A 20,365-nucleotide genomic window follows, 5' to 3' on the forward strand; every position below is an offset into this window, starting at 1 on the left:
CCTAGAGGTTACCCAACCGTTCCCGCAGCTTCGCGAACACTCCTGACCCGTTGCTCGCCAGCTGGCCTTCAACGAATTCCTCACCCCGGAGTTCGGCGAGGCGGCGCAGCAGTTCCTCCTGGGCCTGGTCGATATTGCGCGGCGTTTCCACATTGAGGTGGACCTTGAGGTCTCCGCGCCCGTAGCCGCGCAGGTGGGTGACGCCGAGGCCGCGAAGGGTAACAATTTCCCCGGACTGGGTGCCGGCTTTGATTCCAAGCTCCTGGTCACCGTCGAACGAGGCGAGGTTCAGGGTAGTCCCCAGCGCGGCGGCGGTCATCGGCACGCTCAGGGTGACGTGGAGGTCGTCTCCCTCACGCAGGAAGGTGGGGTCCGGGTTGACCCTGATCTCCACGTACAGGTCGCCCTGGGGTCCGCCGGCGAGGCCGGCCTCGCCCTGGCCGCCCAGCTGGATCCGGGTGCCGGTGGAAACCCCCGCGGGCACCTTGATGGTGAGGCTGCGGCGGCTACGAACCCGGCCGTCACCGTTGCACTCGTTGCAGGGGTTAGGGATGACAGTGCCGAAGCCCTGGCAGGTACCACAGGCCGCGCTGGTCATCACCTGACCGAGGATGGACCGGACGGCGCGCTGCACCTGGCCCGAGCCACCACAAATGTCGCAGGTCCGGGGCGAGGTGCCCGCCTGGCAGCAGGACCCGTCACAGGTGGGGCAAACAGCAGCCGTGTCGACCTCGATCTTCTTGTTGATCCCGAAGACGGCATCGACCAGGTCGATGCGGACGGCTATGAGCGCATCCTGGCCGCGGCGGGTACGCGACGGCGGGCCGCTGGGACCGCCCCCGCCGAAGAAGGTTTCGAAGATGTCCTGGAACGCAAAGCCAGGACCGGCGTGTCCGCCGCCGAAGCCGTTGTCGGTCCCGTTTTCGTTACCCGTCGTGTCATACACCCGGCGTTTCTGCGGGTCCGACAGCACTTCGTACGCCCGGGTCACCAGCTTGAAATCCTCTGAGGCGTCCGGACCCGGGTTGACATCCGGGTGCAGCTTTCGCGCAAGCTTGCGGTAAGCCTTCTTGATCTCCTCGCCGCTGGCATCGCGGTTCACACCGAGGACTTCATAGTGATTACTCACTCCTGCACTTCACTTCCTATGTCACTGCCCGGGTGGGGATTTGGTGCCCACCCGGTATGGCTTGCTGTTGCTGGAACATATTCATTACTGCGATGGCCGCGGCCTAATCCGTCAGAATCCTCGACAGGTAGCGGGCCACCGCGCGCACCGCCGCCATCGAGGTGGGGTAGTCCATCCGTGTTGGCCCCAGGACTCCGACCTTGGCCAGCGAGTCCGGGCCGTATCCGGTGGCAATCACCGAGGCCTCGGCGAGTCCACCGTGCGGGTTTTCCCGCCCGATCCGCACCGAGACGCCAAACGCGTCGTGCTTCATTTCGGAGAGCAGGCGTAGCATCACCACCTGCTCCTCAAGGGCTTCCAGCACTGGTCCGATACTCAACGGGAAGTCTACTGTGGATCGCGCCAGGTTGGCTGTGCCAGCCATCACAATCCGGTCGTCACGGTTTATCCCGGCAAGTTGTTCAAGCGTTCGGGCGAGCGCAGTTCCTGCCCGGCGCTGCCTGAACGGCAGGGCGGCGACGGCGAGGGCGAGTTCCTGTGGGAGTGAGGTCAGCTTGATACCGGACACTGAGCCGAGAAAATGCTGCCGGAGTTCGGCGAGGCTGGCCTCCGGCACGGCTTCGGGAAGCGGCACCACCCGCTGCTGGACCGTTCCATTGGTGGCGATCAGCACCACGAGCACCTGGTTGGGGGCCAGCAGGACGAACTCAAGGTGGCGGACCGCCGCGTTGCCGAGGTGGGGGTACTGCACAACTGCCACCTGATTGGTCAGGTGGGAGAGGAGTCGGACGGTCCGGTCCATGACGTCGTCGAGGTCTTCAGCACCCTCCAGCAGGGCCTGGATGGCACGCTTCTCGGGCGCCGACAAGGGCTTAACCTCGGAAATCTGGTCAACGAACAGCCGATAGCCCTTGTCCGTGGGAATGCGACCCGAACTGGTGTGGGGCGCCGTGATCAGACCCTCTTCTTCAAGGACTGCCATATCGTTGCGGATCGTCGCCGATGACACTCCCAGCTGGTGGCGTTCCACCAGGGCCTTTGATCCCACCGGCTCCCGGGAATGCACATAGTCCTCGACGATGGCGCGCAACACCTCAAGTCGGCGTGGTTCGCTCACATTTCACCTCCGCACACGGTTCCCTGACACTTCCAGCAGATCTGGCACTCGACACGCCCAAGTGCCAAGTCTAGTACGTTCCAGAGGATTGTTAGCATTGAAAATCCCTGGCCGGACCGTCCAGCGGCGAGCCTGGAAGCGAGCAACAATCTTGTCAACATACGAATGGGGCGCGCAGGACATCTCCGCCCCGCGGCAGGTTTCCCTCCCCAAGGTTGCGGCCAGCGCCGGATTGGTGCTGGAGGACGTCCAGAGCGGTTATGTGGGCGCCGTGGTTCGGGTCGAGAAGTCCGGCGGCATGCACGTGATGGTGCTCGAGGACCGGCGCGGCAAACTCAAGACCTTCCCGCTGGGGTTCGGCTTCCACATCGATGGCGGCCCGGTGGAAGTGGTGGCCCCCACCGGACCGCCATCAGCGCCTGCCCGGCGGCTGACGGCGTCGGGCTCGGTGAGGGTTGATGGCGCCCGGGCGAGGACCGCGCGGGCCAGCAGGATCTGGGTGGAGGGCCAGCACGATGCCGAGCTGATCGAAAAGGTGTGGGGTGACGACCTGCGGCTCGAAGGGATCGTTGTGGAACCACTCCACGGCGTCGACGACCTGGCCGGGATGATCCGGTCCTTCGGCCCGGGGCCGAACCGTCGACTCGGCATCCTGGTCGACCACCTGGTGACCGGGTCGAAAGAGCAGCGCATTGCGCAGGAGGCCATGAAGGTACCCGGCGCGGCGTCGAACGTGCTCGTCGTCGGGCACCCCTATGTCGACGTGTGGCAAGCCATCAAACCGGCCGCCGTCGGGCTCACCGCCTGGCCCGTGGTCCCCCGTGGCCAGGACTGGAAGACGGGGATCCTTGCCGGCCTGGGCTGGCCGCACGCGGACAAGGCAGCCGTGGCGCATGGTTGGAAGCGCCTGTTGGGTTGCGTGACCAGCTACGCGGACCTCGAACCGTCCCTCCTCGGCAGGGTCGAAGAAGTCATTGACTTCCTGACCATTCCCGGGAATGCCGACCAGAGCGGCTGATCCGTACTACGCGTTTCCCGGGCAAAGACGTATTCTAGAGGGGACGGCACCTACCCGGGAGCCCCCCTGCAATAGAGGATGTTTAGTTGTCTAACCCCGCTGACCAGCACAAACAGTACGGATCCGAGGACGGCCAGAGCCAGCCTCCATCCGCTTTTGAGGGTGCCCCGGCGAATGCACTGCCGTTGACCGCATCCGAGGACAGACAGTGGGCAACACTGTCGCACTTCGGCGGAATCCTGGGCTTTATTCCCTCGCTGATCATCCTGTTGATCTTCAAGAACCGTGGCCCCTTCACGGCTCAGGAGTCGCGGGAGGCGTTCAACTTCACGTTCCCACCCACGCTCCTCGCCTTCGCTGCCTGGTTGCTGTCACTGCTGCCCGCCGTGGGCGGCCTGTTCGCCGTCGTCAACGCGCTGATCTGGGTGGCCATTGCCGTGTCCTCAGTGGTCGCCGGGATTCAGGTCAACCGCGGCCGCCCCTACCGGTACGCCTTCAACCTGCGCCTGTTCAAGTAGGCGCGTCGCCCCTCGCCTGATTGTCACTGGCCCTAGTCCGGCAGCAGCCGGCGAACCACGGCATCGGCGAGCAGCCTTCCCCTGCCGGTGAGAGTGATGGTCCCGGCAAAAGCGTCGGCAGGAACAATCAGTTCATCTGCGATCAACCCGGCGACGGCGAGTCGTCCTGCGGGGCGTAGCCTGCTGGTGGGCAGTCCCTCGCGGAGCCTGGCTCGGAGCATGACATCCTCCACGTACCGGGTGTCGTCGTCGAGGATTTCCCGGCCGGCGGCCGGTGACACACCCGAGCTGAGGCGTTGGGCGTAGGCAGTCGGGTGTTTCACATTCCACCACCGCACCCCTCCCAGGTGGGAGTGGGCGCCCGGTCCGGCACCCCACCAGTCGTCGCCGCGCCAATAGGCCAGGTTGTGCCGGCATGCGTCGTCGGGTGTGCGTGCCCAGTTACTGACCTCGTACCAGCCCAGGCCGGCGGCTTCCATCGACTGCTCTGCCAAAGCGTACTTCTCGGCGTGATCGTCGTCGTCGATGTCGGGCACCTCTCCCCGACGGATCCGCGCCGCCAGCTTGGTGCCGTCCTCGATAATCAGCGCGTAGGCGGAGACGTGATCCGGCTCGTAGGACAGTGCCGCGTCAAGCGACTGCTGCCAGTCGGCTGGGGTCTCCCCCGGGGTGCCATAGATCAGGTCGAGGCTGACGCGCAGCCCGGCGTCGCGCGCCCACTGCACCGCCAGGGGAACACGCTCCGGGGCGTGAGTGCGGTCCAGGACCTGCAAGACGTGAGGCACTGCCGACTGCATGCCGAAGGACACCCGGGTAAACCCTGCCCGCGCCAGCAGCTCAAGGGACTCGGGCGTCACCGAGTCCGGGTTGGCTTCAGTGGTGACCTCGGCGCCCGGAGCGAGACCCCAATGTCCCACGGCCGTACCCAGTACTGCGGCAAGGTCTTCGGCGGGCAGGAGGGTGGGAGTTCCACCGCCGAAGAACACCGTCGACAGGGGGCGCGGCGCGGCGCCCGTCGCGGTGAGAACGCCGGCGGCGAGATCCAATTCGGCGCTGACAGTTGCCGCGTACCGGTCCTGGGACGCCCCGCCGCCCAGTTCGGTGGCCGTATAGGTGTTGAAGTCGCAGTAGCCGCAACGCACCGCGCAGAAGGGGATGTGGACGTAAAGCCCCAGTTTGCGGTGGGCGCTGCCCACGGCTGCCTGCTCCGGGAGCAGACCGTTCTCCGGCGCTGGCAGGCCGAGAGGCAGGGCACTCGGCATCGCTACTTCTTGACCTTGTCCTTGGATTCGTCGGTGGTCAGAGCGGCAATGAAGGCTTCCTGGGGAACCTCCACGCGGCCCACCATCTTCATCCGCTTCTTGCCTTCCTTCTGCTTCTCCAGCAGTTTGCGCTTACGGGTGATGTCGCCGCCGTAGCACTTGGCAAGAACGTCCTTGCGGATTGCCCTGATGCTCTCCCGGGCGATGATCCGTGAGCCGATGGCCGCCTGGATGGGCACCTCGAACTGCTGGCGCGGTATGAGCTCGCGCAGTTTCCCGGTCATCATCACTCCGTAGGCGTAGGCCTTGTCACGGTGGGTGATGGCGGAGAACGCGTCGACCTGCTCCCCCTGCAGCATGATGTCGACCTTGACGAGGTCGGCGACCTGGTCGCCGTCGGCCTTCCAGTCCAGCGACCCGTAGCCCCTGGTGCGGGACTTGAGGATGTCGAAGAAGTCGAAGACGATCTCGGCGAGAGGCAGGCGGTACCGGATCTCCACCCGGTCCTCGGAGAGATAATCCATCCCTCCCATGACGCCGCGCCGGCTCTGGCACAGTTCCATGATGGCGCCCACGAATTCGGTGGGGGCGAGGATCGTCGCGGCGACCATCGGCTCGCGCACCTCGGCGATCTTGCCGGTGGGGTATTCGCTCGGGTTGGTGACGTGGATGAGCTTTTTGTCCTCCAGTGTCACCTGGTACTCGACGTTGGGGGCGGTGGAGATCAGGTTCAGGTTGTGCTCGCGTTCGAGCCGTTCCCTTGTGATCTCCAGGTGCAGGAGCCCGAGGAAGCCGACCCTGAAGCCGAACCCCAGGGCTGCTGAGGTCTCCGGCTCGTAGACGAGCGCTGCATCGTTCAGCATCAGTTTTTCCAGTGCGTCGCGGAGCACCGGGTAGTCGGTGCCGTCCAGCGGGTACAGGCCGGAGAAGACCATGGGTTTGGCGTCGGCATACCCGGGCAGGGACGCCTGGGCGGGCTTGGCCAGATTGGTGACCGTGTCACCGACCTTGGAAAGCCTGACATCCTTCACGCCGGTGATCAGGTAGCCGACCTCGCCGACGCCCAGCCCCTTGGACGGGGTGGGCTCCGGGGAACTGACGCCAATCTCGAGGAGTTCGTGGCTGGCACGGGTGGACATCATCTGGATCCGCTCGCGGGGATGCAGCATGCCGTCCACCACCCGCACATAGGTCACCACGCCGCGGTAGGTGTCGTACACAGAGTCAAAGATCATGGCCCGCGCGGGAGCGTTGGGGTCGCCGACGGGAGGGGGAAGATCCTTGACAATCTTGTCCAGCAGGGCTTCGACGCCCATCCCGGTCTTCCCGGAGACCCTCAGGACGTCGTCAGGATCGCCGCCGATCAGGTTGGCCAGTTCAGCTGCGTACTTTTCGGGCTGCGCGGCGGGGAGGTCAATCTTGTTCAGCACCGGAATGATGGTGAGATTGTTTTCCATTGCCAGGTAGAGGTTGGCCAGGGTCTGGGCCTCGATCCCCTGGGCGGCGTCGACCAGCAGGATCGCCCCTTCGCAGGCAGCGAGCGACCGCGAAACTTCGTAGGTGAAGTCAACGTGCCCCGGCGTGTCGATCATGTTGAGCGCGTGGCTCACACCGTCAAGTTCCCACGGCAGCCTGACCGCCTGGGATTTGATGGTGATGCCACGCTCCCGCTCAATGTCCATGCGGTCCAGGTACTGGGCCTTCATGTCACGCTGCTCGACGACGCCCGTGAGCTGCAGCATGCGGTCCGCCAGGGTGGACTTGCCGTGATCAATGTGGGCAATGATGCAAAAGTTTCTGATAATCGCCGGATCAGTGGCGGCGGGCACCGGTGAGGTGCGGGCCTTCGGTGACACTGGACATTCCTTACTGTTGCGAAAGGGCTGCTGCGCAGCGGCCGTCTCAGCAACAACTGCCGGGTTCGGAGCGAGGTGGACTTACCTCTTCGGCGGGTTTCGTAAAACCAGCTCGGTTAACAGTCTCCCATGAGCTGGCGATTGATCTTGAATTGCATGGGCGCCCGAACGGTATCCTTGACCGCATGCGATTCGATGCCGGTTCCCTGCTCCGCCTGGCCCGTTCTGCCATCCGGGTGCTCCAGCCCCCGGCGCGGCAGTCCGGTTCCGCCCCCAAACCGACTGCCTACCCGGGGGATTTCACCGGCACCCCTCGCGTCACATACGCCCCGCGGGCAGACGACGTGCCGGATGCCGGCGAGATCGTCTGGGCCTGGGTGCCCTTCGAAGAGGACCACCGCCAGGGTAAGGACCGGCCCGTCCTGTTGATCGGGACGCATCGCGGGAGGTTGCTGGGCCTAATGCTGACCAGTCGAAACCGGAACGATTCATCGACGTCGGATCCCGCTTACGTCGACATCGGGTCCGGGTCCTGGGATGTGCAGGGGCGTCCCAGCGAAGTCAGGACCAACAGGATCATCCAGTTGGCGCCGGGCGATGTCCGCCGGATCGGCGCCGTGCTGCCGCGGGCGCAGTTTGATCGTGTTGCAGCGCGGCTCGGCTGAGTGACCGTCGGCATTGCTGGGTTCTCGTCGGCATTATTGGCGGCGCCCCGTCCAATGATGGCAGCGCCGCGCTCGGACCTGCCCGCTGCCGGGACTAATCCCGGCATCTCTGGTAATCTAGACAGCTGTGTGTCCGCGCAGGTCGACGGGCACTTTAGTCCAATCGCCTACGGTATCCCCACGCCGCTCAGTCATTGGTTGAACTGAATTACCCTCACGACCAGTCCGCAATACAAAGAGAGTTCTAAATACGTGGCAAATATCAAGTCCCAGAAAAAGCGCATTCTCACCAACGAGAAGGCGCGCCAGCGCAACAACTCGGTTAAGTCCGAGTTGAAGACGGCCATCCGCGCCGTCAACACTGCGATCGGCACCGCCGACAAGGAAGCCGCTACCAGCGCCCTCCAGTCGGCAAGCCGCAAGCTGGACAAGGCTGTCAGCAAGGGTGTCGTGCACAAGAACAACGCAGCGAACCACAAGTCCGCGATCTCGAAGAAGGTCAACGCTCTGTAACCAGAGCCTGACTGTTCGACGTTTTCCAGATGGCTGGCCTTCGGGCCGGCCATCTGTCGTTTAACCGGCAGACCCTCAACCTCGATTACTCGGGGTGGAGTGTGGGGGCGGAAACTAGCCGCGGCCAGCCAGGGCAATGGTGGTCACTGCGTGCTCGACGGCGTAGACGGGGTCACGGGACGCGCCTTTCACCTGGGCGTCGGCTTCGGCTAGCACCTGGATGCACTCGATCAGCCCTTCGGGGCTGAATCGTTGGGCGTCGCGTCGGGCCTGGTCTACCTGCCAGGGTGCCATCCCTAGTTCTTTGGCGAGCTGGGCTGAGCTTCCGCGCACCTGGTGGACCTTCGCCACAGCCCTGACCTTCATCGCCAGCGCAGCGGTCAGGAGTACCGGGTCGGCTCCGGTGGCCAAAGCGTGCCGGAGCATGGAGAGGGCCTGCCCTCCCCTGCCAGCCAGAGCCGCATCCGCCACTTTGAAACCGGTCACCTCAACCCGGCCGCCATAGTACTTCTCGACCGTCTCTTCGGTGATTTCGCCCGTAGTATCCGAGATCAGCTGCTGGCAGGCCGCCGCAAGCTCGGCGAGCTGGGATCCGACAGCCGCCACCAGGGCCCGCAATGGTCCGCCGCCGATCCGCCGCCCAGCGGCCCTGAATTCCTCGATTACGAAGTCGGTTTTGTCCGAGTCCTTTTTCAGCGGCTGGCAGTCGACAACAGTAGCCCCCGAGGCCTTGACTGCGTCCAGGAGCTTCTTGCCGCGGTTTCCGCCGCTGTGGTGCATCACCAGGACGACGTCGGGCGCGGGATCCGAAAGGTACGCGAGAGCGTCCTGCAGGAAGTCGTCATTCATCTGGGCGAGGCCACTCGCCTCGATCAGTTTGGCCTCGCCGAAGAGGGATGGGCTGCCATGGATCGTCAGATCGCCCGCCTCATATTTGCCGGCGTCGAGCTTCACATCCTCAAGATCGGGACGGGCGTCCCGCAGGCTGCGCCGAATGCGTTCGACTGCCTGACCTGCCGCATACTCCTCAGGGCCACTGAGCAGAACCATCGGTGCGGGTACCACGGTGCGCCACTGCATTCCCGAGCTGCCGGCTGATTCCCGCCGGGATGCGGCTGGCCTGGACGTCACGTGGTTGCTCCTGCTCGGTGGTGGGCGGGTCGATGGTCTACGCGTCAACTGTGCCACGGGCCGGACGTACGACAAAGCGGACCCGGTGGTCACCGTTTGATGCGCAATACATTGTCGTCCACCGACACGAGAAACGTTCCCAGCTCGTCGGTCCGTGCGACAGTAATCCCTGCTGCTGCCAGTCCGGTGATGATCGATGGGTGGGGGTGTCCGTAGTCGTTGTCCCGTCCGGCGGAAATGAGGGCGAGACGGGGCCGAACTGCGTGGGCAACATCCAGCCCGCCGTTAAGTGCGCCATGGTGTGCAACTTTCAGGATCTGCACTCCGCGCTCCACGAGACCCGGGTTGGCGCGCAGCATCGATCGGGCCGCCTCTTCTTCCAGATCACCCGTCATCAGGATGGTCACCGGTGACCCGGAGGTGGAATCGGGCGGGTCGATAATGACCTCCAGCACAGCGCTTGAATCGTTCTCCGATGCTGGCCGGACCCCGTTGCCTGGCCACAGCACTGCCCAGGCAAGGCGGCCATACGTGCCGCCGTCGCCGTGCTCGCCCTGCATGCCCGCCACTAGGCGCTCCGGCGCGGGACGCTGGGAAGAGACCTCACTAACCACCGCGGGGAGGGTCGGCTCGGTGGAGGAGTAGAGGATCCGCTCCACCTCCCTGTCCCTGAACACTCCTTCGATTCCTCCGTAGTGGTCCGCGTGCAGGTGGGTGAGAACCAGAAGCTCAACGGTGGTGACAGCGAGGCGGTCCAGACAGGCATCGACGTCGTCCGGTTCCGGACCTGTATCCACCAGAATCGCTTTACGTTCACCGGTTCGCAGCACAAAAGCATCGCCTTGACCGACATCGCAGGCAGCCACGAGCCAGGCACCGTCGGCGGGTCGACCGACCGGCCACAACATCACCGCGCCAAGACCCAGCGCGCAGCCACCGGCCAGCCACACCAGAGTGGAGGTCCTACCTTGGCCGGCAGTTGATCGCTGGCCGCCCCGCCGGCTGGTGTGGTGCGGTCTCCTGACGGCCGCCAGCAGCTGTGAGCTGAATACCACAGCCAGGACGATCGACAGGCCCAGGGCACCGGTGACCACAGCGCCCAGGGGGCCGCCCATCCATGGCAGGGCCGCACCGGGAGCGGCGCTGAAGAACTCGGCCACGCTTCCGACCCACGCCGCCCCCCAGCCTGCCACCAGGACCAACGGCACGGCGAGCGGTTCGGCGACAACCAGCACCGCGACAGCCGCCATCCCCACGATGGTGACCATGGGGACAACCGGGGTGGCCGCCAGGTTCGCTGGAACTGAGTAGAGCGGCAATGCGGGCTGCAGGACAAGCAGCAGAGGGGTACAGAACAGCTGCGCAGTGATCGGCACGGAGAGGAGCTGGGCGGCCAGCGCTGGCATGAACCGGGCGAGCCTGGCCGCCAATACGGGGCCAAACGTGATCAGACCGGCGGCCGCGGCGACCGAGAGCATGAACGCGTAGGAAGCGGTGAGCCAGGGATCGATCGTGAGGAGGACGACCACGGTGAGCAGCAACAGTGCCAGCGGCACCCTCCCACGACCGGTCAGCACCGCTGCCACGCCGAGCCCGCCCATCACTGCGGCACGCAGCACGCTCGGTTCGGGCCTGACCAGGATTACGAATCCGATCAGCGCAAGCATCCCCAACGCCGCTGCGGGCAGGCGCGGCAGCCTGGCGGCCCGGGCTCCGAGGAACACGAACGCGAGCACGTAGGTGCAGTTGGCGCCGCTCACAGCGGTGAGATGGGTCATCCCGGTGGTCTGCATGTTCTGTTCGACTGACGCATCGAGGGTGCTCCGGTCACCGATCACCATTCCTGGCAGGAGGCCTCCCTCCCCCGCAACCCGTGATGCCAGCTCCACAAAATCCTCGCGCACCTGGGCCGGAAAGGTGGTCCGGTCTGCTGACCGTGCCATCTGGGGGCTCGTCTCGGCCAGGAGGAGGGCGACTGCCCGGTCTCCCGGTTCCGTGGGCAGGAGGTGCCCGGCGGCCCGGACTGAGTCTGAGTCGGCGATCTGGCGCCAGGAGGCCGGCCCGATCACCACCACCGGGGTACGTGCTGCGAACCGGGTCCCGTCGACGGTGCCAGCCGTCAGGGTGGCTTCGACAAGGAACCGGTCCGCCCCCGTAAACCGGTCCGGGCTAATCATCACGGCATCCGTGGTTGCCTCAAGAACAGCGGTGATCGAGGCCCGGTCCTGAACCGCCGGGAAAACAGGCCCCGCGGTCCGGGCCTGGATCAAGGCGGCAGCCGGTACAGCAACCACTGCTGCGACCGCCAGGGGCACCACGCACGGGAGGACCAGACGTCTGCACCTCCCCCAACCGGCGGGAAAGAAGCTCGCAATACCTGAACCCACGGCCAACGCCACCAGGGCTCCAGCACCGAGGAGGGCCGCAGCAGCGTCGAGCCGGGTCACTCCCGCCGCGGCAACCCAGGCAGCAACAGCAGCAGGCAGGAGCCGAAGGTCCCGGTTCCCGGGCGCAGGGACCTTCGCTGTCCCGGTCGCCGGGGAATTCAGTGACAACCGCTCCTTCCATCTGGTCAGCCGTCGAAACGGGGCGGCCCCGCCGGCCCGCGAGGACCAGCCGGGTACGGCGAACCGGCCGGGGCGAGGCATCGTCATCCGGTCCTCAGCTGTCCGCTGGGAGCCGGCGGGCTGGGTCGCCGCCTGGATGAAGCGCGTCCAGGCCCTGCGGGATCTCACCTCCAGCCCCGTCCCCGGCCATCTTCCCGACCCCACATCTGGCCCCGAGCCCGACCGGCCGTCATACGGTCACCAGCGGAATCAGGGCCGCGAGCATCGCTTCGCCGATACCCGGGACGGCGTCGAGGTCCTCCGGTCTGGTGAAGCCCCCGTGATCGGTCCGCCATTGAACGATGCGCTCCGCAAGCACCGGACCGATCCGCGGAAGGGTTTCCAGCTCATCAGGACCTGCCGTGTTGAGGTTCACGATCCCCGACGCACCCGCCGTGTCAGCCGGCAGTGGGGCGTCAGCACCACTACTGGAAGCACCGCCGGACCCGCCGGGGGCCGGAGGAAGCAACCCGCCCGGCAGGACCTCACCTTCCAGCGGCACCCTGATCTGCTGACCATCCTGCACCGGTGCTGCAAGATTGATGGCGGCGAGATCGGCCTCGGGCAACGCGCCGCCTGCCAGGTCCAACGCGTCAAACACCCGGGCGCCCGCAGCAAGCTCCACCACCCCCGGTCGGGCGACCGCCCCGGCAACGTGAACCAGCAGCAGTTGCGGGACCACGTCTCCGGCCGCAGCGGGAGTTCTCTGCGCCGGCGCTGGCGGTGACGGTCCAGCAGGTGAGACCGCTCCGGCGCGCGCCCCCGGTGGGGGGACGACGGACGTCGGCGCACCGGTCGACTCGACGGCGCCGCGAGGGTCTGGGAGGCTGCTGGCCGAGGCGTCAAAAGCCACCGAAGTGACCTCCGGGGAGGGAGCGCCGCGCAGCATAAACAGGCCGAAGGCGATGGACAGGGTCAGACCAAGGACCAGCAGCGACGCACCCCGGCCGACCGCCCACCGGCGAGCTCGCTGAGGGCTCGGCGGCCGGTCATCCGGATCGTTCAGGTCGTCCGGATCCTCCGGATCGTCTGGGTCCTGTGCAGTACCCGCCGACTCCTGCCGGACGGTGAATCCGACGCGGGATGGAGGGCTGGTGGCCCAGCGGTGTTGTGCCATGCCGCCGAGCCTAGGATCCAGCCGCGCCCGATCTGCTGCACTATGAGGCTATGTGGGCAAATCCAGCGGGACTCAGGGTGCTGTGGAGGGCTGGTCGTCGTCGCCAATCCGCCCTGCTACGGCGATCGCTATCACGCCCAGACCGGTGTGGGCCGCGAGCACTGCCGGTAGCTGGGCCAGGACTGTTCGCACTTCGGGGTGGCGGTGCTGCAGAGTCTTCGCTAGCTCCGCCACGTGGGCGTGGTTACCGAAGTAGTGGAACGCCACCACCGCTCCAGGCCGACCCGCGACGTCCGCCTCCACCAGATCAATCAGGCGGGCCGTCGCCTTGGCAGTGGATCTGACTTTTTCGAGCGGAAGGATCCTGCCCTCCTGCACGCTGAGGATGGGTTTCACCGCCAGGAGGGTGCCCAACACGCTTGCCGCCGCGCCGATTCGCCCGCCCTTGCGCAGCTGTTCAAGGCTCGGCACCAGGAAGCGCAGCGTCGACGAGTCACAGACAGCGCGGGTCACCGCTGCCGCACTGGCCAGGTCGAGTCCGTCGCGTCCACCGGCCTGCGCGGCGGCGACACCGAACCCCATCGCCATGCCGACGGTCCGGCAGTCAACAATCTCCACCGGGATCGACACTGCGCCAGCCGCCAGCCGCGCGGCGTCGGCGGTGCCCGACAGATCCCCCGAGAGGTGCACCGATAGGATCCCCGTTGCGCCCTCCGCTTCCAGCCGACGGTAGACGCCCTCGAACTGACCGGGCGAGGGGCGCGAGGTGCGCACCTCGGCGCCCTCGGCCAACGCAACCGACAGTGGTCCGGTGAGATCGTCAGTGCCTTCACCGAAGATCCGCCCGGCAATCATCACCGGCATCGACACGACGACGACGCCGTGTGCGGCCCCGCCCTCGGCCAGCCACTCAGGCGGGAGGGCCGCAGCGGAATCGGTCACTACGGCGATCCGGGGCGGTGCGACGGCTTCCGGAGCGGTTCGGGAACCCAACGGCCGGACCCACAGCCGCTCCAGCCACCGCATCGAATACCACGCAGCGGAGCCGGTTTTCGGCAACGCTGAAGGCTCCTGGACCGGTTCGTCGTGACTCAGCCCTGGGCGCACCGCTGGAGGCTGTGCTGCTGGTGGTTGTCCCGCTTTGTCGGCCCGCATGGGTTACTCAGGAACGATGTTGACCAGCTTCGGAGCCCGCACAATGATGGTCCGGATTCCCCTGCCGTCGAGGGTCTTCTGGATCGCGGCGCTGGCCAGCGCCAGTTCCCTCAATGCGTCCTCGGTGATGTCCGGGGCAACCTCAAGGCGGTCGCGGACCTTGCCCTTCACCTGCACGACGGCGACGACCGTGTCCTGCACCAGCAGCGTCTCGTCGACTGTGGGCCAGCCCGCCGTCGCCACCGACGCCGGGTGCCCCAGCCGGTTCCACAGATCCTCGGCGGTGTAGGGGGCGAACAGGCTCAGGATGATCGCCACCGCTTCGGTAGCTTCGCGGACTGCCGGATCGGCGCCGCCGACACCCGAGTCGATGGCCTTCCGGGTGGCGTTGACCAGCTCCATCACCCGGGCGATGACCACGTTGAACTTGTTGCCCTGCAGCAGCGCAGCGCTGTCCGCGACGGTCCGGTGAGTGATCGACCGCAGGGCCCGGTCGCCACCCGAGAGGTCGACGTCGGGCGCGCTCGTCACATCGAGGCCGAGGCGCCAGGCACGGGCCAGAAACTTCGACGAGCCCGACGGCGAGACGTCCGCCCAGTCGACGTCGTCCTCCGGTGGGGAGGCGAAGACCATGGTCAGCCGGATCGCGTCAACACCGAACTTGTCCAGCTGCTGGCTCAGGTCGACGCCGTTGCCCAGCGACTTGCTCATCGCTTTGCCGCCGTTGAGCACCTGGCCCTGGTTCAGGAGCGCCGAGAACGGTTCGGTGAACCCGATCAGTCCCAGATCGAACAGCACCTTGGTGAAGAAGCGGCTGTACAACAGGTGCAGAATGGCATGCTCGACGCCGCCCACATACTGGCCGACGGGCAGCCAGCGGTTCACTGCGTCGGTGTCGAACGGTGCATCGGTGGTGTCCGGCGACGCGAACCGCAGGAAATACCAGGAGGAATCGACGAAGGTGTCCATCGTGTCGGTGTCGCGCTTCGCGGGCCCGGCGCACTGGGGGCAGGGCACGTTCACCCACTCCTCGACCGCTGCCAGTGGTGAGGTGCCCTTCGGGGACAGGTCGCCGCCGCGCAGATCCTCAGGCAGGGTGACGGGCAACTGGTCGTCGGGGACCGGTACCTCGCCGCAGGTGGCGCAGTGGATGATCGGGATGGGGGTGCCCCAGAACCGCTGCCGGGACAGCAGCCAGTCACGGAGCCGGTAGTTGACGGTGTGCTCGCCGGTACCCTGTCCGGCCACCAGGTCAATGGCGCGGGCAATGGCCTCGTCCTTGCCCAACCCGTCCAGTTCGCCGGAGTTCAGCAGGGTGCCGGGCCCTGTGGTCGCGACCCATGACTCGGCTGGGTTCTCGGCACCCGTGTCGACCACCATCTTCACGGGCAGGTCGAAGGCTCTGGCGAAGTCCAGGTCGCGTTGGTCGTGCGCGGGAACGGCCATGATGGCTCCGGTCCCATAGTCGGCCAGCACATAGTCGGCTGCCCAGACGGGCAGCTTCTCCCCGTTCAGGGGGTTGATGGCCCAGCGGCCGGTGAACACGCCGGTCTTTTCCCGCTCGGTGGACTGGCGCTCAATCTCCGACAGGGACTTGATCCCCTCCCGGTACTCCTCCAGTTCGGCACGGTGAGCCTGGGTGACCAGGTCCAGGGCCAGCGGCGCGTCGGCGGCCACCACAAAGAAAGTGGCGCCGTGCAGCGTGTCGGGCCGGGTGGTGAACACGGGGACGCTCTGCGCTGGCTGCCCCTCTGCCGCCTCGATCACGAAGTCTACGTGGGCGCCTTCGGAGCGGCCGATCCAGTTGCGCTGCATTGCCAGGACCCGGTCGGGCCAGTGACCCTGCAACTGGTCCATATCGTCGAGCAGGCGGTCAGCATAGTCGGTGATCTTGAAGTACCACTGGTTCAGGCTCTTCTTGGTCACGGGGGTGCCGCAGCGCTCGCAGGCGCCGTTGACTACCTGCTCGTTGGCCAGCACGGTCTGGTCCTTGGGGCACCAGTTGACCGGCGAATCCTTGCGGTAGGCCAGACCCTTCTCGAAGAACCGCAGGAACAGCCACTGCGTCCACTGGTAATACCCGGGGTCTGAGGTGTGCAGCCGCCGCGACCAGTCGACGCTGATGGCGTAGCGGCGGAACGAGTTGGCCTGCGTCTCGATGTTGGTATAGGTCCACTCGGAGGGGTGGGCGTTGCGCTGGATGGCAGCATTCTCGGCGGGCAGCCCGAACGAGTCCCAGCCGATCGGGTGGAGGACGTCAAACCCCTGCTGACGGTAATACCGGGCGACGACGTCGCCCATCGCGAACGCTTCGGCGTGGCCCATGTGCAGGTCGCCGGAGGGGTAAGGGAACATGTCCAGGACGTAGCGGCGTTCCCGCGATCCGTCGTCGGCGGGCTTGAACGGCTGGAGCCGGTCCCACTCCGCGGGCCACCGGGCTTCGATGTCGGCGAAGTTGTAGGTGTTCTCGTCCGGCTGCCCGGCGTCGGCTTGCGTGCTCACTGTCGTTGCCCTGTCCTCTTGATCAATTGCCCCTAGACACACAAAAGCCCCTCGTCCAGGGAGGGGCATGCCGCACGGTTGACCGTGCGGCTAGCTAAGGAGTTGTACTACAGACATGCGACCACTCTAGCGCAGATTGGCGCCAGCGACCCGCGACGCGGGTTACGATGTTTCTGGTATGCGCGCCCGCAAGGCGTGACCTGCCATGCCGAGGCGGAGTGCGCCCCCGGCTGATCGGCCACCGGCCCCGCGAGGGGAATACCACCTGAGATCAGGATCCGATTACAGTGGCCCGTCGCATTGTGAGGCACGATCGCATGACACAACTCTTTCCCGCAGTCGATCCCGCTCCTGCAGCCCTCGGTGACGACGCCGTCGCACTGGTTCGCCGCTGGCTGCACCTGGACGACGCCCGCCGCCCCGAGCCGACCGTCACCCGAGGGTCACGGTCGGCGCAGCTTCTCGCCGAAGTGCTGAAGGACGATGCCGGCCTCCAGTTCACGCTCGGCTTCGTCGACCGGGTCATCAGGCCCGAGGACAATGCTGTCGCTGCACGGAACCTGTCAAAACTGGCCAGGCAAACGCCGTCGTTCCTTCCCTGGTACATGAGGGGCGCTGTGAAGCTTGGTGGAGCGCTGGCTCCCAGCCTGCCCGGTATCGTGGTTCCCGTCGCGCAGCGGGTCCTGCGCGAAATGGTCGGCCACCTCATTGTCGACGCACGGCCACACAAACTCGGCAAGGCCATTGCCGGGCTCCGCGGCGAATCGGTCCGGCTGAACATCAACCTCCTGGGCGAGGCGGTCCTCGGCAACGACGAGGCCGACGCGCGGCTCGCCGGAACCACCAAGCTCCTGGCCCGCGACGACGTCGACTACGTGTCGATCAAGGTGTCCTCGGTGGTGAGCACCATGAACCTGTGGGACTTCCACGAGACAGTGGAGCGCGTCGCCGAGAGGCTCCTCCCCCTGTACCGGCTGGCCGCCTCGTCGCCGGCACCGAAGTTCATCAACCTCGACATGGAGGAATACCACGACCTCGATCTGACCGTCGCGGTGTTCAAACGCATCCTGGGCACCGAGGACCTCAAACAGCTCGAGGCCGGCATAGTGCTGCAGGCCTACCTGCCCGACGCGCTCGGAGCGCTGCAGGACATCACCGCGTGGGCCACCACACGCCGCGCCGGTGGCGGCTCGGCCGTCAAGGTCCGGCTTGTCAAGGGTGCAAACCTGGCCATGGAACTGGTCGACGCGACGGTCCACGGGTGGGAAGCTGCCACCCTGCCGTCGAAGGAAGCAACCGATACCAACTACAAGCGCTGCCTCGACTGGGCGCTGCGCCCCGAGAACGCCGAGGCGGTCAGGATCGGGGTGGCCGGCCACAACCTGTTCGACATCGCTTTCGCCCGGCTGCTTGCGCTCGCCCGCGGGGTGGAGGACCGGATCGAGTTTGAGATGCTCCTCGGGATGGCGGAGGAGCAGGCCGAGGAGATCAAAAAGGATGTTGGCTCCCTCCTGCTGTACACGCCGGTGGTGCACCCGGCGCAGTTCGACGTCGCCATCAGCTACCTGATCCGCCGGCTCGAAGAGAACGCCAGCCAGGAAAACTTCATGTCGGCTGTTTTCGAGTTGAACAAGAGCCCTGAGCTGTTCGAACGGGAGAAGCAGCGCTTCCTTGACTCACTCGCCGCTGTGGACACCGCTGTCCCAGGACCGAACCGGTTGCAGACTGTCGACCGGTTCGTGGAGCCGGCTCCCGGCGAGTTCGCCAACCAGGCCGATTCCGACCCGTCCCTCCCCGTCATCAGGGACTGGGCGACAGCAATCCTCGAGCGGGTTCCGGGGTCAACCCTGGGCCTTGAGCTGGTGGAGGCCTCCTGGCTCGAGACGAACGACGACGTCGAGCGCACCATTACGGCGGCGCTTGCCGGTCAGCTGGAGTGGGCGTCCCGCAGCGGTGCCGAACGGGCAGTGGTCCTGCGGAACGCGGCGGCGCGGCTTGCAGCGATCCGCGGTGACCTGGTCGAGGTTGCCGCCAGCGAAACCGGGAAGACTGTTGCCGAGTCCGACCCGGAGATTTCCGAGGCGATCGACTTCGCCAACTACTACGCGCTCCTCGCCGAGGAGCTGGACCAGGTTGAGGGAGCCGAGTTTGTTCCGGCACGCCTGACCGTGGTGACCCCGCCCTGGAACTTCCCGGTGGCCATCGCGGCCGGTTCTGCCCTTGCCCCGTTGGCGGCTGGCAGCGCCGTCGTCGTGAAGCCCGCACCGCAGGCAAGGCGCTGTGCGGCTGTCCTGGTCCAGGCTCTCTGGGACGCTGGCGTCCCCCGCGAGGTACTGCACTTTGCTGACGTCGAGGAAGGCCCCGTGGGCCAGCACCTCATCTCCCATCCTTCGGTGGATCGGGTGATCCTCACCGGTGCGTACGACACCGCGAAGCTGTTCCGCAGCTGGCGGCATGACCTGCCCCTGCTCGCCGAGACCAGCGGCAAGAACGCCTTGATCGTGACGCCCAGTTCGGACCTCGACCTGGCGGCCGCCGACGTCGTGAAGTCCGCGTTCGGTCACGCCGGGCAGAAGTGTTCGGCTGCATCGCTGGTGATTCTGGTGGGCTCGGCCGGAAAGTCGGCACGTTTCCGGAACCAGCTGGTCGACGCGGTGGCGTCCCTGAAGGTGGGATACCCGGACGACGCGGCCACCGAGATGGGCCCGGTCATCGAACCAGCAGAAGGCAAGCTCCGTGACGCGCTGACTACGCTCGGCGACGGCGAGACCTGGCTGGTGAAGCCGAAGCAGCTCGACGATACCGGACGGCTCTGGAGCCCGGGCGTCCGCGCTGGGGTGAAACCAGGCAGCTACTTCCATCTCACCGAGTTCTTCGGTCCCGTGTTGGGAGTGATGCACGCCGATTCGCTGGAGCAGGCCATCGAATGGCAGAACGCCAGCGCCTACGGGCTGACCGCGGGCATCCACACCATGGACAGCGACGAGCTGGCCCTGTGGCTGGACGCAGTGCAGGCCGGAAACCTTTACGTCAACCGCGGCATCACCGGCGCCATCGTTCAGCGTCAGCCGTTTGGTGGCTGGAAGCGGTCGGCAGTTGGGCCCGGCGCTAAGGCCGGCGGCCCCAATTACCTGATGCACCTGGGCAGCTGGAAGCCCGCCGAGCTGCACCCGGGGAATGTCCATGCGCCGCTGAGCGCACCGGTCCGGGACCTGTTACACGCTGCGGACATTCCCGCCGTGGACCAGGGCTTCCTGGCCCGGGCGACCGCCGACGATCAGCGACATTGGGTGAAGTCCTTCGGCGCCAACCGCGATGTCTCCGGGCTCGGGGTGGAGCGCAATGAGTTCCGCTACGTTCCTGGCGCGGTGACGGTCCGCCTCAATGAGGAGGGAACCCTGGCGTCCCTGGTCCGTGTGCTGGCGGCAGGGCTTCGGGCTGGGGCGACGCTGCGGGTGTCGTCGGCCCATCCCCTGCCCCCGGCGCTGACTGCTGTATTGTCGGCACACGCCGTGAATCAGGGTGTTGAAGACGACGCCGCCTGGTTGGCGCAGGCGGTGACAGCCGGTCTCGGTCGGGTCCGGTTGGTGGGCGGCGGCTATTCGGAGCTGTGCGCAGCGACGTCGGGTGATCCGGACGTGGCCATCTACGCGGGCCCGGTCACCGAGTCAGGCCGGCTGGAGATGCTGCCGTTCCTGCACGAGCAGGCGGTGTCCATCACGGCTCACCGGTTCGGCAACCCTGACAACGTCTCCCACACGGTGCTTGCCTAGCGG

14 protein-coding genes are annotated in these 20,365 nt (G+C 66.3%); 5 read left to right on the forward strand and 9 right to left on the reverse strand.

Annotated elements, in window-relative coordinates; all coding sequences use genetic code 11:
* Position 1: 1 nt before the first annotated feature.
* Both dnaJ and hrcA read right to left on the reverse strand, forming a co-directional pair.
* Positions 2-1,129, reverse strand: a complete 1,128-nt coding sequence (gene dnaJ, locus IWX62_RS06240; RefSeq protein WP_196840521.1) for a molecular chaperone DnaJ — start codon at positions 1,127-1,129, stop codon at positions 2-4.
* Between the two features lie 103 nt (positions 1,130-1,232).
* A complete protein-coding gene (gene hrcA / locus IWX62_RS06245) occupies positions 1,233-2,246 on the reverse strand; it encodes a heat-inducible transcriptional repressor HrcA (RefSeq protein ID WP_196840522.1) in 1,014 nt (337 codons plus the stop codon).
* A gap of 151 nt (positions 2,247-2,397) precedes the next feature.
* On the opposite strand from hrcA, the gene IWX62_RS06250 reads away from it, so the two are divergent.
* Entirely contained in the window at positions 2,398-3,264 is an 867-nt protein-coding gene (locus IWX62_RS06250; protein ID WP_196840523.1) for a DUF3097 family protein, read from the forward strand.
* 86 nt (positions 3,265-3,350) lie between these two features.
* Entirely contained in the window at positions 3,351-3,782 is a 432-nt protein-coding gene (locus IWX62_RS06255) for a DUF4870 domain-containing protein (RefSeq protein ID WP_196840524.1), read from the forward strand.
* Positions 3,783-3,814: 32 nt separating this feature from the next.
* Here the strand turns inward: IWX62_RS06255 and hemW are convergent, their stop codons facing one another.
* Both hemW and lepA read right to left on the reverse strand, forming a co-directional pair.
* A complete protein-coding gene (gene hemW / locus IWX62_RS06260; RefSeq protein WP_196840525.1) occupies positions 3,815-5,044 on the reverse strand; it encodes a radical SAM family heme chaperone HemW in 1,230 nt (409 codons plus the stop codon).
* A gap of 2 nt (positions 5,045-5,046) precedes the next feature.
* A complete protein-coding gene (gene lepA, locus IWX62_RS06265) occupies positions 5,047-6,900 on the reverse strand; it encodes a translation elongation factor 4 (RefSeq protein ID WP_196840526.1) in 1,854 nt (617 codons plus the stop codon).
* A gap of 185 nt (positions 6,901-7,085) precedes the next feature.
* Here lepA and IWX62_RS06270 point away from each other — a divergent pair, with 185 nt between their 5' ends.
* Both IWX62_RS06270 and rpsT read left to right on the forward strand, forming a co-directional pair.
* Positions 7,086-7,565: a type II toxin-antitoxin system PemK/MazF family toxin gene (locus tag IWX62_RS06270; protein ID WP_196840527.1), complete on the forward strand. Its 480-nt coding sequence runs from the start codon at positions 7,086-7,088 to the stop codon at positions 7,563-7,565.
* A gap of 252 nt (positions 7,566-7,817) precedes the next feature.
* Entirely contained in the window at positions 7,818-8,078 is a 261-nt protein-coding gene (gene rpsT, locus IWX62_RS06275) for a 30S ribosomal protein S20 (protein ID WP_196840528.1), read from the forward strand.
* Positions 8,079-8,192: 114 nt separating this feature from the next.
* Here the strand turns inward: rpsT and holA are convergent, their stop codons facing one another.
* The 5 genes from holA to leuS form a co-directional block, all read right to left on the reverse strand.
* Positions 8,193-9,158, reverse strand: a complete 966-nt coding sequence (gene holA, locus IWX62_RS06280) for a DNA polymerase III subunit delta (RefSeq protein WP_196840686.1) — start codon at positions 9,156-9,158, stop codon at positions 8,193-8,195.
* Positions 9,159-9,298: 140 nt separating this feature from the next.
* Positions 9,299-11,944 carry a ComEC/Rec2 family competence protein gene (locus IWX62_RS06285; RefSeq protein ID WP_196840529.1) on the reverse strand — a complete coding sequence of 882 codons (2,646 nt, stop codon included), beginning with the start codon at positions 11,942-11,944 and terminating at the stop codon, positions 9,299-9,301.
* Between the two features lie 61 nt (positions 11,945-12,005).
* Positions 12,006-12,932, reverse strand: coding sequence for a ComEA family DNA-binding protein (locus IWX62_RS06290; protein WP_333483239.1), 927 nt, complete (start codon positions 12,930-12,932; stop codon positions 12,006-12,008).
* 72 nt (positions 12,933-13,004) lie between these two features.
* Complete coding sequence (locus IWX62_RS06295) at positions 13,005-14,039, reverse strand: DegV family protein (protein ID WP_333483240.1); 1,035 nt, start codon at positions 14,037-14,039, stop codon at positions 13,005-13,007.
* 51 nt (positions 14,040-14,090) lie between these two features.
* Entirely contained in the window at positions 14,091-16,589 is a 2,499-nt protein-coding gene (leuS, locus tag IWX62_RS06300) for a leucine--tRNA ligase (RefSeq protein ID WP_333483241.1), read from the reverse strand.
* A gap of 317 nt (positions 16,590-16,906) precedes the next feature.
* On the opposite strand from leuS, the gene IWX62_RS06305 reads away from it, so the two are divergent.
* The gene (locus tag IWX62_RS06305; protein WP_196840531.1) at positions 16,907-20,362 is read left to right on the forward strand and encodes a bifunctional proline dehydrogenase/L-glutamate gamma-semialdehyde dehydrogenase; all 3,456 of its coding nucleotides are present in this window, start codon (positions 16,907-16,909) and stop codon (positions 20,360-20,362) included.
* Positions 20,363-20,365: the final 3 nt, after the last annotated feature.

It is taken from the genome of Arthrobacter sp. CAN_A1 (assembly GCF_015751665.1).
In the GTDB taxonomy this organism is placed as follows: Bacteria; Actinomycetota; Actinomycetes; order Actinomycetales; family Micrococcaceae; genus Arthrobacter_D.